The organism is Bradyrhizobium sp. HKCCYLRH2060, assembly GCF_051168135.1.
Classification (GTDB): Bacteria; Pseudomonadota; Alphaproteobacteria; order Rhizobiales; family Xanthobacteraceae; genus Bradyrhizobium.
In genome coordinates this window covers 86449-101703 of sequence record NZ_JBNPUK010000014.1, presented here as the reverse complement: position 1 = coordinate 101703, position 15255 = coordinate 86449, and the positions used below count along the sequence as shown (strand labels likewise).

Sequence of the window (15255 nt, the reverse complement as noted above, 5' to 3'; positions counted from 1 at the left end):
CATGAACGTGATGGACACCCGCGCGACGTCGTCGCTACTCTATCTCGACGGCGTGCACGTCTCGTTCGACGGCTTCCACGCCATCAACAATCTTTCGCTGACGCTCGAGCCCGGCGAGATGCGCGCCATCATCGGCCCGAACGGTGCCGGCAAGACCACGATGATGGACATCATCACCGGCAAGACCAAGCCCGACGAGGGCACGGTGCTGTTCGACGGCAAGACCGACCTGACCCGGCTCGACGAAACGCGGATCGCCGAGCTCGGCATCGGCCGCAAGTTCCAGAAGCCGACGGTGTTCGAGAGCCAGTCGGTCGAGGACAATTTGCTGCTTGCGCTCAATGTCGACCACAGCGTCAAGGGCACGCTGTTCTGGCGCGGCTCGAGGGGCGAGGCCGAGCAGATCGACCGGGTGCTCGAGACGGTGCGGCTCAAGGATGCCCGACGCAAGCTCGCCGGCAGCCTCTCGCACGGCCAGAAGCAGTGGCTGGAGATCGGCATGCTCCTGGCACAGGACCCGAAGCTGCTGCTGGTCGACGAGCCGGTCGCCGGCATGACCGACGTCGAGACGCATCAGACGGCTGAGCTGCTCAAAGAGATCAACAAGGATCATACCGTCATGGTCGTCGAGCATGACATGACTTTCGTTCGCGAGCTCGGCGTCAAGGTCACTTGCCTGCACGAAGGCACGGTGCTGGCCGAGGGCACCATCGACCAGGTGTCGTCGAACGATCGGGTGATCGAAGTGTATCTGGGACGCTAGGCGATGTTGGACGTCAAGGACATCAACCTCTATTACGGCGCCGCCCAGGCGCTGCGCGGCGTCTCGATCGCGGCGGAGCCGGGCAAGGTCACCTGCGTGCTCGGCCGCAACGGCGTGGGCAAGACCTCGCTGCTGAGGGCGCTGGTCGGGCAATATCCGCTGGCGTCGGGCAGCATCACCTTCGATGGCGCTGACATCACCCGCCTGAAGCCGTATGAGCGGGCGCGCAAGGGCATCGGCTTCGTGCCGCAGGGCCGCGAGATCTTCCCGCTGCTCACGGTCGAGGAGAATCTCAAGACCGGCTTCGGGCCGCTGAAGCGGGCCGATCGCAGCATCCCGGACGACGTATTCTCGCTGTTTCCGGTGCTGGAATCGATGCTCGGCCGCCGCGGCGGCGATCTTTCCGGCGGCCAGCAGCAGCAGCTTGCGATCGGCCGCGCCATGGTGATGCGGCCGAAGCTCTTGCTGCTGGACGAGCCGACCGAGGGCATCCAGCCGTCGATCATCAAGGACATCGGCCGGGCGATTTCGTACCTCCGCAATCTCGGCAACATCGCCATCGTCCTGGTCGAGCAATATCTCGACTTTGCCTGCGAACTCGGCGACAACTTCGCCGTCATGGATCGCGGCGCGGTGAAGTTCACCTGCACCCGCGCCAATCTCGACCAGGCCGAGATCAGCCGCCAGATGGCGCTGTGATCATCACGTAGCTTCTCGACGCGGTCTCGCCCGCGTCTGGTCCCAGGGGAGGGGATCGATGCGGGCCGATCCCGCCAACGCCGCTGCCGACATCTTCGAGGCCAACCGCGCCCGCGGCGCGGTGCGCTTCGACGTGCGGCTGCAGGACGACGTGACGCGGCGCCATCACCTGCATGAATCCGGCTCGCTGCGCGTCCGCTTTCCCTCGCCCGAGGACGACGGTCTGTCGGCGATGTTCGTCAACACCGCAGGCGGAATCGCCGGCGGCGACCATTTCGCGATCGAGGTCGCGGCGGGCGAAGGCAGCCGCGTCACGCTGTCGAGCGCCGCGGCCGAGAAGGTCTATCGCGCGCCGGGCAAGCCAGCCGAGCTCGATATCGCGCTGACGGCTCATGCCGGCGCGCACATCTCGTGGCTGCCGCAGGAGACCATCCTGTTCGACCGCGCCCGCATTCATCGCCGCATCGACATCGACCTCGCCGACACCGCCTCGCTATTGTTGTGCGAGATCGTCGTGTTCGGCCGCACGGCCATGGGCGAGCGCATGCGCGAGGGCGAGTTCGTCGATCGCTGGCGGCTCAAGCGCGGCGGCAAGCTGGTGTTCGCCGAGACGGTCCGCCTCGACGGCGACATCGGCGACAAGCTGGCGCAGCCCGCGATCGCCAAGGGCGCCGCGGCCATCGGGACTGCGCTGATCGTGCCCGGCGACGCCGCGCTGGTGGAGCGCATCAGGGAGAGCCTGCCGGCGTTTCGGGGCGAGGCCGGACTGTCCGCCTGGAATGGATTTGCAATGGCGCGCTTCTGTGCCCAAGATGCCGCGAGCCTGCGCGCCGACATGATGGCGGTGCTCGGCTGCGCATCGGCCGGACCGCTGCCGCGGCTGTGGCTCAACTAGACGTTTACCAACTGACGATCATTAGAAGACGATCACCAGAGAGTCCGCATGAACCTGTCTCCCCGCGAAAAGGACAAGCTCCTGATCTCGATGGCCGCCATCGTGGCCCGCCGCAGGCTCGAGCGCGGCGTCAAGCTGAACCATCCCGAAGCGGTCGCGATCATCTCCGACTTCATTCTGGAAGGCGCGCGTGACGGCCGCACCGTGGCCGAGCTGATGCAGGCCGGCGCCCAGGTCCTGACCCGCGATCAGGTGATGCCGGGCATCCCCGAGATGATCCACGACATCCAGGTCGAGGCGACGTTTCCGGACGGCACCAAGCTGGTCACGGTGCACGAGCCGATCCGCTAAGTTCTTGCACGTCATTCCGGGGCAGCCCGCAGGGCTGAATCCGGAATCCAGAGATTGTCTGCAATCGATTTTGAGATTCCGGGTTCGGTCCTGCGGACCGCCCCGGAATGACGGAGAAAGACACATGATCCCCGGCGAATTTTTCATCCAGGACGGCGAGATCGAGCTCAATGCCGGCCGCAAGACCGTGACTCTGTCGGTCGCCAACACCGGCGACCGGCCGATCCAGGTCGGCTCGCACTACCATTTCTTCGAGACCAATCCGGCGCTGAAGTTCGACCGCAAGAAAGCCAGGGGCATGCGCCTCGACATCGCAGCCGGCACGGCGGTGCGCTTCGAGCCCGGCCAGACCCGCGAGGTGCAACTGGTCGCGCTCGGCGGCAAGCGCACGGTCTACGGCTTCCGCGGCGACGTGATGGGCAAGCTGTAGACGATGCTGACCGGATTGCGCCTCGTCTCCGAAGCGGCCGAGCTGGCGGCGCGCCGTCATGCCGGCCAGCAGCGCAAGGGCCGCGACGAGGAGCCGTACATCAATCATCTCGCTGAGGTCGCCAACATCCTCGCGATCACCTGCGCCGGCGAGGACGCCGAACTCGTCGCGGCCGGCTGGTTGCACGACACCATCGAGGACACCGACACCAGCTACGACGAGCTGGCGCAGCGCTTCGGCTCGCGCGTCGCTGGGCTGGTCGAGGAGGTCACCGACGACATGACCCTGCCGAAGAGCGAGCGGCGCGCGGTCCAGGTCATCGCGGCTCCCGGCAAGTCCGATGGCGCCAAGCAGATCAAGATCGCCGACAAGATCAGCAACATCCGCGCCCGCATTGTGTTCGAGCCGGATCTCGAGCAGCAGCTCGAGCTGATGGAGTATCTCAGTTGGGCCGAGCAGGTCGTCGCAGGCTGCCGCGGTGTGAATGTGGCGCTGGACGCGCTGTTCGACGAGACCGTTGCGAACGCGCGGGGGACGCTGTGAGCGGACCGTCGGCGTTGCGAGAACAAGGCAAGCAGAGCTAATTGGGGGCCAACGATGTCCGTCAAGATCAAGCGTTCCGTCTACGCCGACATGTTCGGTCCCACGACCGGCGACAAGGTCCGGCTCGCCGACACCGACCTGATCATCGAGGTCGAGAAGGACTTCACCGTCTATGGCGAGGAGGTGAAGTTCGGCGGCGGCAAGGTCATCCGCGACGGCATGGGCCAGTCGCAGGCGACCAACAAGCAGGGCGCCGCCGACACCGTCATCACCAATGCGCTCATCGTGGACCACTGGGGCGTCGTCAAGGCCGACGTCGCGATCAAGGACGGCATGATCTCGGCGATCGGCAAGGCCGGCAATCCCGACATCCAGCCCGGCGTGACCATCGTGATCGGCCCGGGTACCGACGTGATCGCGGGCGAAGGCAAGATCCTCACCGCCGGCGGCTTCGACAGCCACATCCACTTCATCTGCCCGCAGCAGATCGAGCATGCGCTGATGAGTGGCGTCACCTCGCTGCTCGGCGGCGGCACCGGTCCGTCGCACGGCACCTTCGCGACGACCTGCACGCCCGGCCCATGGCACATCGGGCGGATGATGCAGTCGTTCGACGCCTTTCCGGTGAACCTCGGCATTTCCGGCAAGGGCAACGCCTCGCGCCCGGCCGCGCTGGTCGAGATGATCAAGGCCGGCGCCTGCGCGCTCAAGCTGCACGAGGATTGGGGCACGACGCCGGCTGCGATCGACAACTGCTTGTCGGTTGCCGATGATTACGACGTGCAGGTGATGCTGCACTCCGACACGCTCAACGAGTCCGGCTTCGTCGAGGACACCATCAAGGCCTTCAAGGGCCGCACCATCCACGCCTTCCACACCGAAGGCGCCGGCGGTGGCCACGCGCCTGATATCATCAAGGTCGCGGGCCTGAAGAACGTGCTGCCGTCGTCGACCAATCCGACGCGGCCGTTCACGCGCAACACGATCGATGAGCATCTGGACATGCTGATGGTGTGTCACCATCTCGATCCGTCGATCGCCGAGGATCTCGCCTTTGCCGAAAGCCGCATCCGCAAGGAGACGATCGCGGCCGAGGACATCCTGCACGATCTCGGCGCGCTCTCGATGATGTCATCGGATTCGCAGGCGATGGGCCGGCTCGGCGAGGTCATCATCCGCACATGGCAGACCGCCGACAAGATGAAGAAGCAGCGCGGCGCGCTGCCGCAGGACAAGGGCCAGGACAACGACAATTTTCGCGTCAAGCGCTACATCGCCAAATACACGATCAACCCGGCGATTGCGCATGGCGTGTCGAAGCTGATCGGCTCGGTCGAGAAGGGCAAGCTCGCCGATCTCGTGCTGTGGTCGCCCGCCTTCTTCGGCGTCAAGCCCGACTGCGTCATCAAGGGCGGCACCATCGTCGCAGCTCCGATGGGCGATCCCAACGCCTCGATCCCGACGCCGCAGCCGGTGCATTACCAGCCGATGTTCGGCGCGTTCGGCAAGTCGCTGACGGCCTCCTCGGTGATCTTCACCTCGAAGGCTGCCGTCACCGGCGGGCTCGCGCGCAAGCTCGGCCTGTCCAAGAAGCTCTACGCCGTGCAGAACACCCGCGGCAGGATCTCGAAGAAGAGCATGATCCACAACGACGCGACGCCGAACATCGAGGTCGATCCGGAGACCTATGAGGTCCGCGCCGATGGCGAGCTCCTGACCTGCGAGCCGGCCGAGGTGCTGCCCATGGCGCAGCGCTACTTCATGTTCTAAGCTCCGCCCGGTACCCAGAACCAGAAACGTACCGGGAGGACTGCTGCGTGATCTATGTCGTTGCCACCTTGACCATCAAGCCCGAAACCCGTGCGGAATTCATCGCCGCCGCGACTGCCTGCATTGCAGGGACCCGCAAAGAACCCGGCAATATCGCCTATGATTTGCATGAGAGCGTCACCGACCCGAGCAAGATGGTCTTCGTCGAGCAGTGGGAGAACGCCGAGGCCTTGGTGCCGCACCGCGCGACCGAGCACATGAAGACGTTCGGGCGCGTCGCGGTGAAATGCATGGCGGCGCCGCCGAAGATCGAGATCATTACGCCTGAGAAGGTCGATGTCCGCTGAGCGGAATAAGAGTGAGCGGAATAAGAGAATGAGAGTTTCAGCATGATCCGCGCGACACGCGTGCTCGGGCAGCATCGTTGGAAAGAGGCCGCCGCCGATTCCGTCCTGCTCGATTTCGATGACCGGCACCGGCGGCGGCTGGTGATGACCGGAACGCGCGGGCTGGAGTTTCTGTTGGACCTCGAGCACGCTACCGCATTGCGCGGTGGCGACGCCCTGGTGCTGGAGGACGGCCGGCTGATCGAGGTCGTGGCGGCGGCCGAGCCGCTGCTCGAGATCCGGGCTTCCGATCCGCATCATCTGGTGCGGCTCGCCTGGCATCTCGGCAACCGGCACCTGCCGACGCAGCTCATGCCCAAGAGCCTGCGCATTCGCCGCGACCACGTGATCGAGGCCATGGTCAAGGGCCTCGGCGCCCGCGTGATCGAGATCGAGGCGCCGTTCGATCCGGAGGGCGGTGCGTACGCCGAGCCCAGCCATGCGCATGGCCATGATGATCATGATCACCACGGCCACGATCATCATCACGATCATGACGGGCACGATCACGCGCATCACGACCACGGCCATGCACATGATCATCACGTGCATGACGAGCACTGCGGCCATGACCATCACGATCACGGTCATTCCCATGCTCATGAGCACAAGTGAGGAGGGGGCTCGGCCGGATGCGATCAGCGCCACGGATCCGGCTGCGCTGTATCGGCTGCTGACGTGGCTGTCGCCGGCGTTTCCGATCGGCGGCTTCTCCTATTCGAGCGGCATCGAATGGGCGGTCGAGGCGGGCGACATCGGCGATGCGGCGGCGCTGCGCGGCTGGCTCGCGACGATGCTGACGAACGGTTCCGGCTTCTGCGACGCGGCTTTCCTCGCGCACGCCTATCGCGCGGTTGAGCTCGACGATATGGCCAGCCTCCGCGAGGTGGCCGAGCTTGCGGCTGCTTTCGTACCGTCGCGCGAGCGTCAGCTCGAAACCACGGCGCAGGGCCGTGCCTTCATCGAGATCGCGCGGTCCGCCTGGAACTGCGCAGGCCTCGACGAGGCGGTGGCACGATGTGCGAGCATCGTCTATCCGGTCGCCGTGGGGCTGGTCGGCGCTGTTCACGGCGTTCCTCTGGGACCCCTGCTGCACGGCTTCCTGCACGCCCTGACGTCGAACTGGATTTCCGCCGGCAGTCGTCTCGTACCGTTGGGGCAGACCGACAGCCAGCGCGTGCTCGCCGCGTTGGAGCCTGTCGTCGCTGCGACGGCGGACCGCGCCCTGCTCGCCTCGCTCGACGACATCGGCGGCGCAACATTCCGCGCCGATCTCGCAAGCCTTCATCACGAGACGCAATATACAAGGCTGTTTCGGTCGTGATGAAGCGGGGCAACGGCTGCTCCGATCACGGCCCCGCGCGGTTACGCGTACGACAGAAGGGTAAATGACATGGCATCGTCTCACGGTCCGCTCCGCGTTGGCGTCGGTGGCCCGGTCGGGTCCGGCAAGACTGCGCTGATGGATCTCCTGTGCAAATCGATGCGGGAGCGCTACGACATCGCCGCGATCACCAACGACATCTACACCAAGTGGGACGCGGAGTTTCTCGTTCGCTCGGGATCGCTCACCCCGGATCGTATCGCCGGCGTGGAGACCGGCGGCTGCCCGCACACTGCGATCCGCGAGGACGCTTCCATGAACCTCGCCGCAGTGGCCGACATGCGGGCCAAGTTTCCCGGACTCGACCTGGTGTTGATCGAGTCGGGCGGCGACAACCTCGCGGCAACGTTCTCGCCGGAACTCGCCGATATCACGATCTACGTCATCGACGTCGCGGCGGGCGACAAGATCCCGTCGAAGGGCGGACCGGGTATCACCCGCTCCGACCTTCTGGTGATCAACAAGATTGACTTGGCACCCCATGTGGGCGCTTCTCTGGAGAAGATGGAGACGGATGCCAAGCGCATGCGCGGCGCACGGCCCTTCGTCATGACCAATCTGAAGAAGAGCCAGGGGCTTGACCGGATCATCGGCTTCATCGAAGCCAAGGGCGGTCTGAAGCCGTCGGCCTGAGCGCCGGGACTGATCTGCGTCGCAGCGTTCTTCGTTGCCCGATGCGTCTGCTGCAATGACAGACGCAAAAAAGCCTCATCCGGCCGGAACAACTTGAGCCCTCGGGTGTTTCCTCGACCCGGGGTGCGCCTTGCCCAAGGCGTCTCGGCGCCGATGCGCCGGTATCCTGGGATCGCTATCCACTGATCGCTCCGATCACTTCCGATCGCCCCGAGGTGCGTCCTTGAGTTGCAGGCCCGGTTATTGGATGACTCGTCTCCTCCTTCGCCAACCCTTTACTTCAGAGTAAACGAGTGCTCCGGCTGGGTGTCATCATCGGTTTGATCGCGCTGGTCGGGACGGCGCTGTCCGGCTTGGCCGCCTATCGCGTCCACGACCAGGAGCTGGCCCTCGATCGCATTGCGCTGGCCCGAGCCATCGACGTCCATGCCAGCCTCGTCCAGGACCGGCTGACCGAACGTGAGCTGCTGGCCCGGGTGGCCTCCGGGCTGTTCCGCGCTCCCTCGGTGATCAAGGCCAATATGCTGGAGCCGCTGCGATCGTCGATCTACGCGTTCAAGACCGACTTCGTGGTGGCATCGTGGATCGCGCGGCTGCGGCCGGATGAGCTCTCCATCGCGCAAGCCGAGCTGCGCCAGGCTGGCTTCCCGAATCCAACCATTCGCAATTTCGACGACACGCCGCTGGGGCCGAACGTCGATCGTCCGTTGGACGTTCTGATGGATCTCGAGCCACGCAATGCCGAGACCTCCAGGCTTCCCGGCATCGCACTCGACCGGCAGCCGATCGTCGGACCGATGCTTGCGCGCGCCATGGCCGAGGGCAAGCCGGTCGCTTCCGACCCCACCCCGCTGCTGCGGAGCGACGGTCCGATCGGGATCGTGCTGGCAGCCCCGGTCGTCCCGCAAGGTGCCACTGCGCCGGCGGGCTTCGTGACGTTTTCCTACGAGATCGGGCCGCTGCTGCTCACCAATGACGATCTGTCGTTGTTCTCGGTGGCGTTGAAGGATCCGCGCAACGCCTCGGACGAGCTGGTTGCCAATGATCAGGGCGCGGTGACGAGCCGGACCCGGGGGCCGGACGATCCTGCTCCGTCGTCGACCCGCACCGTAGCCTTCGGCAATCACGACTGGTCGCTGGTCTATTACGCCAAGAGCAATGCGGTCCGGCGTGCGCAACAGACCGCGGCGATCGTCGGCGTCATCGGGATGGCGCTGACCGGTATCATCTGCGGCCTGTTCGGCTACGTCGCCTACAATAATCTGCGCCTGAGTCGCGAAATCCAGGTGCGGATCGGCTTCGAGCGCCGACTGACGGCGGTCATCGACGAGCTGAACCACCGGGTCAAGAACATCCTGGCGGTGATCCAGTCCATCGTGACGCGCACGCTGCGTCATGGCAGCGACATCGATGTCGCGCGCGAGCTGCTGATCGGGCGGATCCATGCGATGTCGAACGTCGTCACGCTGCTCAGCGAGAGTCAATGGCAGGGCGTGCAATTGCGCGGACTGTTCGAAGCTCGCGCCATCCCGCATGCCGACAGGATTGCGGTCAACGGACCCGACATCACCGTGAGCGCGCGTGCCGCGCAGAGCCTGTCGCTGCTGTTCTTCGAACTCGCCTCGCACTCGGACGAAGGCCTCTCGCTGGTGGGAAAGCACCCGCACATCACCGCCAAATGGGAGGTGACTGGCGAGGAGCCGAATGCCGTCTTCCACTTCCGTTGGGAGGAATTGAACACCAGTGAAGCAACGCGGCGGCCGGACAGCGATTTCGGACTGATCCTGCTCGATCGCGTTGCGCCGGAGGCGCTCGGCGGCACGTCAAAGCGCTTCTTCACCGAGGCGAGCTATGTCTATGAGCTGAGCGCGCCGATGGAGACGGTCATCGACATGACCGAGCGCGATCGGACCGAGCAGTTCTCCGCACCACTGCATCCGGCGCGATAGCCGCAGCGCTGGTCGGCGAACAGGCTGCCGGGGCGTACGATCCCGGGCACAAGAGATCAACAACAAGAAGAGGCGGCTCGCTGAGGAGCCGCCTCTTTGCTGGTTCGTTTGCGACGGCTTGGCTTATCAGCCGCCGCTGCCGCCGATCACCGCCCGCACGGTCTCGTCCGGGCCGAAATCCTCGGCGCCTTCGACGTAGAGCAGCGCTGCCAGCTTCGAGCGCGCGCGGTTCACGCGGCTCTTGATGGTGCCCACCGCGCAGCCGCAGATCGCTGCCGCATCCTCGTAGGAAAAGCCCGATGCACCGACCAGGATCAGTGCCTCGCGCTGGTCCTGAGGCAGCTTCTCGAGCGCCGCGCGGAACTCCTCGAACTCGAGATGCGCGCCCTGCGAGGGATGTGTCTTGAGCGTCTTGGCGTAGTTGCCTTCGGCATCTTCCACTTCGCGCCGGCGTTTGCGGTAGTCGGATCGGAACAGGTTGCGCAGGATCGTGAACAGCCAGGCAGGCAGATTCGATCCCGGTTGAAACGAGTCGATGTTGGCCAGCGCCCGGAGCAGGGTTTCCTGCACGAGGTCGTCGGCACGATCGCTGTTACCACTCAAGGAAATCGCAAATGCGCGAAGGCTGGGGACGGCCGCGAGGATATCGTCCCGCAAGGAATCAGTGAGAGGCATTCACTCCCTCCCGTCGGTTTGGTCGTTGGATCCCCCGCCGTTCTCCACGTGGGACTGTGCTGCCGGCGCATCAAGCTTCCGCACCAGATCCGCGAAGCGGTCCGGCACTCCCTGACGGACGACGTCGTCGTACATCGCGCGGAGTTGATGACCGATTCTGGATTGAATTTCCGCGTTCAGTCCGCCGGGCTTGCGCGGTGCCGCATTCTTGCTGGCTTGAGACTTTACATCTTTCATGACCTTTTCCACGTTTCCCCGAGAGTTAAGTCCCTGAAGCTTCAAGAATTATTCTCGCCACCGAGAGGGTCTGTCGGGAACTAATGCGACGGGGCGATAAAAGTTCCACGCGTTTGGGGAACTTTTCGTCGGTTCAGGCGTAATCAGCGCATTATGGAACCCGGGCGGAAGCCCAGATGACCGAATGGAGTGGGGATGAGCCGATCACAGCTTGTTGCTGAACATTTGCCGCTGTTGCGCCGGTATGCGAGGGCTCTCACCGGCAGCCAGGGTTCCGGAGACGCCTATGTCGGAGCGATGCTCGAGGCCCTGATTCAGGATCCGGCGCTGCTGGACGAGCGCTATGGACCGCGGGCGGCACTGTTCCGCCTGTTCACGCAGATCTGGAATTCGGTAGCGCTCAACGACGACGCAGAAGTGGCGACCCTGCCGATGCCGCCGGAACGGCGGCTCTCGAATATCACCCCCTTACCACGCCAGGCCTTCCTGCTGCTCTCGCTCGAGGGTTTTCCCGAGGAGGAAGTGGCCTTCATCCTCGACATCGACGTCGCTGAAACCCGCCGGCTGGCGGATGCTGCCGGACGGGAGCTCGCCGCCGAAATCGCTACCGATGTGCTGATCATCGAGGACGAGACCTTTATCGCGATGGACCTCGAGAGCCTCGTCAAGAATCTCGGCCACAACGTCATCGGCGTGGCCCGCACTCATGCCGATGCGGTGGCTCTCGCAAAGAACAAGAAGCCCGGTCTGATCCTGGCTGATATTCAGCTCGCCGATGGTTCGTCCGGTCTGGACGCCGTCAACGAGCTACTGCGCACCTTCGAGGTACCGGTGGTCTTCATCACCGCCTATCCGGAGCGCTTCCTCACCGGTGAGCGGCCCGAGCCGGCGTTCCTCATCTCCAAGCCGTTCCAGCCGGCCATGGTGTCGGCGGTGGCGAGTCAGGCGCTGTTCTTCCAGCGCAATTCGCGCAACCGGATGCCGAAGCCGGCAGCCTGATCAGGCCACGCGTGCACGATCCTGTTCCGGCGCGTTCCTCGTGGAGCGCGCCGGCTTCTTTTGCAGCATCGAATTGCGAGATCAGCAGCCGCGGCACACCCCGCCGAGTCGTGCCTTCAGGACCGCGTCACTCGGATCGATGTCCGTCTGCAAGATTTGCGACGTCCGCCGGGGCGCGAAAACGATCGGCACGAGAAACGTCAGATCCCCATCCGCCAGCTCCGGCGGAGGTGGGGCAAATGGCTGGGCGCGCCGGACCATGGCGAGCGCCTCCTGGTCAAGCGCGGGATCGCCGGTCGTTTCCGCCAGCACCGCCGAGATGAGATGACCCTCGCGGTCGATGTGGAACAGGACCTTGGCCGTCCCGCCCTCATCCGAAGCCCGCAGCGGATAACGGCGCTGAATCTTCAATTGTGCGACGAGATTCTTGATCCAGGTATCCTTGGCGCTCTCAGCCGCTCCCATCGCGGGAAACAGGCACAGGAGAGCCAGCGCTAGCCCAAGCCCCTTCCGCACGCCATCCAACGAGCTCAGCATCTCCGCCCCCATGCGCGGACGATGAACGTGGCCGCGCCACTGCCACATATACCTCAGGGGAAAAGCGGATAAAGCGCCGGGAATGTCGGGCTGGGATCCGATCGAGCAGATGGATCAGAAAAGAATGCGGGGCACCGCCGGCATCACCACGGCGGTGCCCCGCGTCGCCGGTCAATGGGGCAGGGGGAATAACCGGCTGCCGAGATGACGCGCGACCCGAAAAGTCGTTCCGCGTGAGATCGAATTTTTTGACGCCACGAATTTGAAGAATGTCGCCGCAGTTTACACACGGTTAAGTGATTCGCCCGACCGAGAACCCAGTTCCTGCGACTTACGTTGGTATGCCGATCGCCTTGCGGCGAGGGGAGCAGAGACATGTCGCAGACCAGGAAGGTTATCGTTTTGGGTTCGCTTGCGGCTTCCGCAATGCTCGTGGGTGCAATGCAACTGGCCTCCGGCCATGATCTTGGCGCCAACCTGCCGCTCCAGAACTCCGCCCGCGAGACGATCGTCGCGACTGCGAACGACGTGAACCGGGCCGCCAAGTCTGACCGCGCGCAACAAAGCGGTACTGTGGCGCCGTCACAAACTGTGTCGATCAAGCTGGCAGCCTTCGCGGAGACGTCCTTCCTGGTGCGGCTTCCCGTCAACCCCGCCGCTGTGAGCGCGGGCTCGTTGCCGTCGCCGCAGGGATCGCAGCTCATCACCACCGGCAACGAGCGGCAGGCCGTCAAGCATCCGGTGGCGTGCGAGCCGTCGGTGTCGGTGCTGACGGAGATCGCCAAGCGCCTGCAACCGGGACGGTGTGTGACTTAGTTGATAGCAGCTTGCACCCGATCCGCCGCCTAAGCACTCGATCAACGCCTTGGATCCTCACTCTGCGGGCGTTTGCTCCTCCGCCGCTGGGCGGCTGACCATGAATCCGAGCGCCAGACCGCCGACGGCCAGAATGGGAATCAGCCGCTTGATGCCGATCATGCGGACGATCTGCAAGCCGCTGGCCAGCAGCATCGGGTCTGCAAAAGCCGATTGGACTGCCGACCGCGCCGTTTCCGCGCTTCGCGCGGCACGGCTCTCGATCGCGCGCTTGCGCGCCATGTAGCTGATCGCGGCGATCAACGTCACCACGAAGAAGATGGCGGCACCGGTGAGGCACGCGGCCACGAGCCCGTATCGATCCAGGACGGCGACGAAAGCGGCGGCGCACAGAAAGCTCGTGGTTACGAACAGTCCGACCGCTGCAGCGATTGCGAGCGACGTGAGCCTAACGGCATGCCCGGTCGATTCCTGGAAGTCCGCAATCAGGCGCTGCAGCATGTCATTCCCTCCCGATCTCATTCATCTGCGCAACAGACTCAAATCGGCGCCGAAGACGCGGCGCCGAAACGAGACAAGCCTCTGGATTTCAGGGGCCAAATCCTCAGCGTCTCCAGGCGGCGCCGATGAGAAATCCAAGTCCGAGCGCGAGACCCACGGTGGCGAGCGGACGCTGCGAGATCACGTCCTCGAGGCGCTCCTCCAGCGAGTTCGCGGCCTCCTGGGCCGCACCAAACATGGCCGTGCCGCGCTCGGACATGTCGTCGAGCGTCTGGTCCGCGTTCTCGCGCGCCTGTCGATAGCCGCTGCGGGCCTGCTTGCTCGCCTGCCCGGCGAAAGCATTCAGCGCGTCGGTGATCTGTTCGGTGAGAGCTGCGATATCGTTTTTCACGGCGTGGACATCCTTCTGCAGGCGTTCGTAGTTCGCTTTGTCGACGAGATCTTTCAGGGCGGTCTCACCGTCAGTCGGTGGCATGGCAAGCTCCCGGAGCAAGGTGATTGCGTCTGCTCGACAAACGCGGGGTCTCAGCCGAAGTTCCGACGCTGGAAACCGAATTAGTCCGCCGGCAGTTGCGGCGTATCGTCCGGCAGCAGATGCTCTTTGACGATGAGGGCGACGATCAGCAGCGGCGAGGCGAGGAAGGCTCCCATCGGGCCCCACAGCCAGGTCCAGAATGCCAGCGCAATGAACACCGCGAGTGCGTTGAGCGCGAGCCGCCTGCCGATGATGGTCGGCGTGACGAAATGGCCTTCCATGAAGGTGATCACGGCGAAGATGGCGGGCGCGACCATGCCGGCGCTCAGGGTCGGGAATGCGACCGCGCCGACCAGGACGAGCACCGCAAACATTGCGATCGGGCCGATGATGGGGATGAAGTTCAGCGTCGCTGCGAGCGCGCCGAGCCCGGCGGGGTTTGGCATGCCGGCGATGGCGCAGGCGAGGCCTGCGGCGATGCCGACCCCGGTGTTGATGAGCGTGACCGTCAGCAGATAGTTGCCGAGGTGCAGTTCGAGCTCGTTCAGGATGCGCAGCGTCCGAAGCCGGGCCTCATGATCACCGAAGGTCATGATCAAGGTGCGCCGCAGGTCCCGCCAGCTCGCGATGAACAGCACCAGCGTGGCGAAGAACAGCAGGAATTCCGTGAAGGTCGGCGACAGGAATTCGATCGTCGGCTGAACCCAATCGAACTTGGGCAGCTCCAGGCTGGTCGAGGCCTGCCCGCTTCCACCGCCGATCGCCGCCTGCATTTCGTGCCACAGCGCCAGCGGCCGATCGAAGACGTGCAGCTTGGCCTTGAGCGTCGTGGCGAGCTCGGGAAGGCGATTGGTCCAGTCGAGGACCGGCGCCGAGATCAGGCCGATGATGAAGGCCAGTCCCGCGGCAACGGCGATCACGATCAGCACGGCGCCGACGCCGCGCGGCACGTGGTGGCGTTCGAGAAAGTTGGCGGCCGGCGACAGCATGGTGCCGACCACGAACGCCATCACGATCGGCAGAAAGAACCCGCGGGCGACGTAGAGAACGCCGGTGACGCAGATCGCGGTGAGAATCACGAGCGCGATGGCGACGACTTCGGCCCGCCTGATCACCGGTGGAAGCTCGTGGCGGCTTTCGTTCAGCGCCGCGCCTTCGCTCCCGCTCGCGAGCAGCCGCTCGGTGGGAAGTACACGCACCATAGGTCCCCCC

Annotated in this window: 20 protein-coding genes; 14 read left to right on the top strand and 6 right to left on the bottom strand. The window is 64.7% G+C overall.

Annotated elements, in window-relative coordinates:
* The first annotated feature begins 1 nt into the window (after position 1).
* The 12 genes from urtD to ACQR10_RS24960 all read left to right on the top strand — a co-directional run bounded on the left by urtD (position 2) and on the right by ACQR10_RS24960 (position 9803).
* Positions 2-763, top strand: a complete 762-nt coding sequence (urtD, locus tag ACQR10_RS25015; protein WP_315804704.1) for an urea ABC transporter ATP-binding protein UrtD — start codon at positions 2-4, stop codon at positions 761-763.
* 3 nt (positions 764-766) lie between these two features.
* Positions 767-1462 (top strand): urea ABC transporter ATP-binding subunit UrtE, encoded by a 696-nt coding sequence (gene urtE / locus ACQR10_RS25010; protein ID WP_315804705.1) that lies wholly within the window; start codon positions 767-769, stop codon positions 1460-1462.
* Positions 1463-1520: 58 nt separating this feature from the next.
* The gene (locus ACQR10_RS25005; RefSeq protein ID WP_315804706.1) at positions 1521-2357 is read left to right on the top strand and encodes an urease accessory protein UreD; all 837 of its coding nucleotides are present in this window, start codon (positions 1521-1523) and stop codon (positions 2355-2357) included.
* A gap of 48 nt (positions 2358-2405) precedes the next feature.
* Positions 2406-2708 (top strand): urease subunit gamma, encoded by a 303-nt coding sequence (locus ACQR10_RS25000; RefSeq protein WP_015669637.1) that lies wholly within the window; start codon positions 2406-2408, stop codon positions 2706-2708.
* 124 nt (positions 2709-2832) lie between these two features.
* Positions 2833-3138, top strand: coding sequence for an urease subunit beta (locus ACQR10_RS24995; RefSeq protein WP_315804707.1), 306 nt, complete (start codon positions 2833-2835; stop codon positions 3136-3138).
* 3 nt (positions 3139-3141) lie between these two features.
* Positions 3142-3681: an HD domain-containing protein gene (locus ACQR10_RS24990; RefSeq protein ID WP_316216462.1), complete on the top strand. Its 540-nt coding sequence runs from the start codon at positions 3142-3144 to the stop codon at positions 3679-3681.
* Positions 3682-3735: 54 nt separating this feature from the next.
* Entirely contained in the window at positions 3736-5451 is a 1716-nt protein-coding gene (gene ureC / locus ACQR10_RS24985) for an urease subunit alpha (protein ID WP_316216463.1), read from the top strand.
* A gap of 47 nt (positions 5452-5498) precedes the next feature.
* A complete protein-coding gene (locus ACQR10_RS24980) occupies positions 5499-5798 on the top strand; it encodes a putative quinol monooxygenase (protein ID WP_316216464.1) in 300 nt (99 codons plus the stop codon).
* Between the two features lie 42 nt (positions 5799-5840).
* Positions 5841-6452: an urease accessory protein UreE gene (locus ACQR10_RS24975; RefSeq protein WP_316216465.1), complete on the top strand. Its 612-nt coding sequence runs from the start codon at positions 5841-5843 to the stop codon at positions 6450-6452.
* Positions 6439-7161 (top strand): urease accessory protein UreF, encoded by a 723-nt coding sequence (locus tag ACQR10_RS24970; protein WP_316216665.1) that lies wholly within the window; start codon positions 6439-6441, stop codon positions 7159-7161. The genes ACQR10_RS24975 and ACQR10_RS24970 overlap by 14 nt, the downstream gene beginning before the upstream one ends.
* 69 nt (positions 7162-7230) lie before the next feature.
* On the top strand, positions 7231-7854 hold the full coding sequence (gene ureG, locus ACQR10_RS24965) for an urease accessory protein UreG (protein ID WP_315804711.1): 624 nt from the start codon (positions 7231-7233) through the stop codon (positions 7852-7854).
* 293 nt (positions 7855-8147) lie between these two features.
* A complete protein-coding gene (locus ACQR10_RS24960; RefSeq protein WP_316216466.1) occupies positions 8148-9803 on the top strand; it encodes a CHASE domain-containing protein in 1656 nt (551 codons plus the stop codon).
* Between the two features lie 126 nt (positions 9804-9929).
* On the opposite strand, the gene ACQR10_RS24955 is transcribed toward ACQR10_RS24960, so the two are convergent.
* Complete coding sequence (locus ACQR10_RS24955) at positions 9930-10478, bottom strand: sigma-70 family RNA polymerase sigma factor (protein ID WP_006612137.1); 549 nt, start codon at positions 10476-10478, stop codon at positions 9930-9932.
* Positions 10479-10715, bottom strand: a complete 237-nt coding sequence (locus ACQR10_RS24950; RefSeq protein WP_315713837.1) for a NepR family anti-sigma factor — start codon at positions 10713-10715, stop codon at positions 10479-10481.
* 195 nt (positions 10716-10910) lie between these two features.
* Here ACQR10_RS24950 and ACQR10_RS24945 point away from each other — a divergent pair, with 195 nt between their 5' ends.
* On the top strand, positions 10911-11714 hold the full coding sequence (locus ACQR10_RS24945; RefSeq protein WP_315713838.1) for a response regulator: 804 nt from the start codon (positions 10911-10913) through the stop codon (positions 11712-11714).
* Positions 11715-11795: 81 nt separating this feature from the next.
* Here the strand turns inward: ACQR10_RS24945 and ACQR10_RS24940 are convergent, their stop codons facing one another.
* Positions 11796-12251 carry an energy transducer TonB family protein gene (locus ACQR10_RS24940; RefSeq protein WP_316177249.1) on the bottom strand — a complete coding sequence of 152 codons (456 nt, stop codon included), beginning with the start codon at positions 12249-12251 and terminating at the stop codon, positions 11796-11798.
* 375 nt (positions 12252-12626) lie between these two features.
* Here ACQR10_RS24940 and ACQR10_RS24935 point away from each other — a divergent pair, with 375 nt between their 5' ends.
* Positions 12627-13067, top strand: a complete 441-nt coding sequence (locus ACQR10_RS24935; RefSeq protein WP_316216467.1) for a hypothetical protein — start codon at positions 12627-12629, stop codon at positions 13065-13067.
* 57 nt (positions 13068-13124) lie between these two features.
* On the opposite strand, the gene ACQR10_RS24930 is transcribed toward ACQR10_RS24935, so the two are convergent.
* The 3 genes from ACQR10_RS24930 to ACQR10_RS24920 all read right to left on the bottom strand — a co-directional run bounded on the left by ACQR10_RS24930 (position 13125) and on the right by ACQR10_RS24920 (position 15242).
* Entirely contained in the window at positions 13125-13568 is a 444-nt protein-coding gene (locus tag ACQR10_RS24930; RefSeq protein WP_315804715.1) for a hypothetical protein, read from the bottom strand.
* Positions 13569-13671: 103 nt separating this feature from the next.
* Positions 13672-14043 (bottom strand): DUF883 family protein, encoded by a 372-nt coding sequence (locus tag ACQR10_RS24925; RefSeq protein WP_315804716.1) that lies wholly within the window; start codon positions 14041-14043, stop codon positions 13672-13674.
* Positions 14044-14123: 80 nt separating this feature from the next.
* Complete coding sequence (locus ACQR10_RS24920; protein ID WP_316216468.1) at positions 14124-15242, bottom strand: AI-2E family transporter; 1119 nt, start codon at positions 15240-15242, stop codon at positions 14124-14126.
* Positions 15243-15255: the final 13 nt, after the last annotated feature.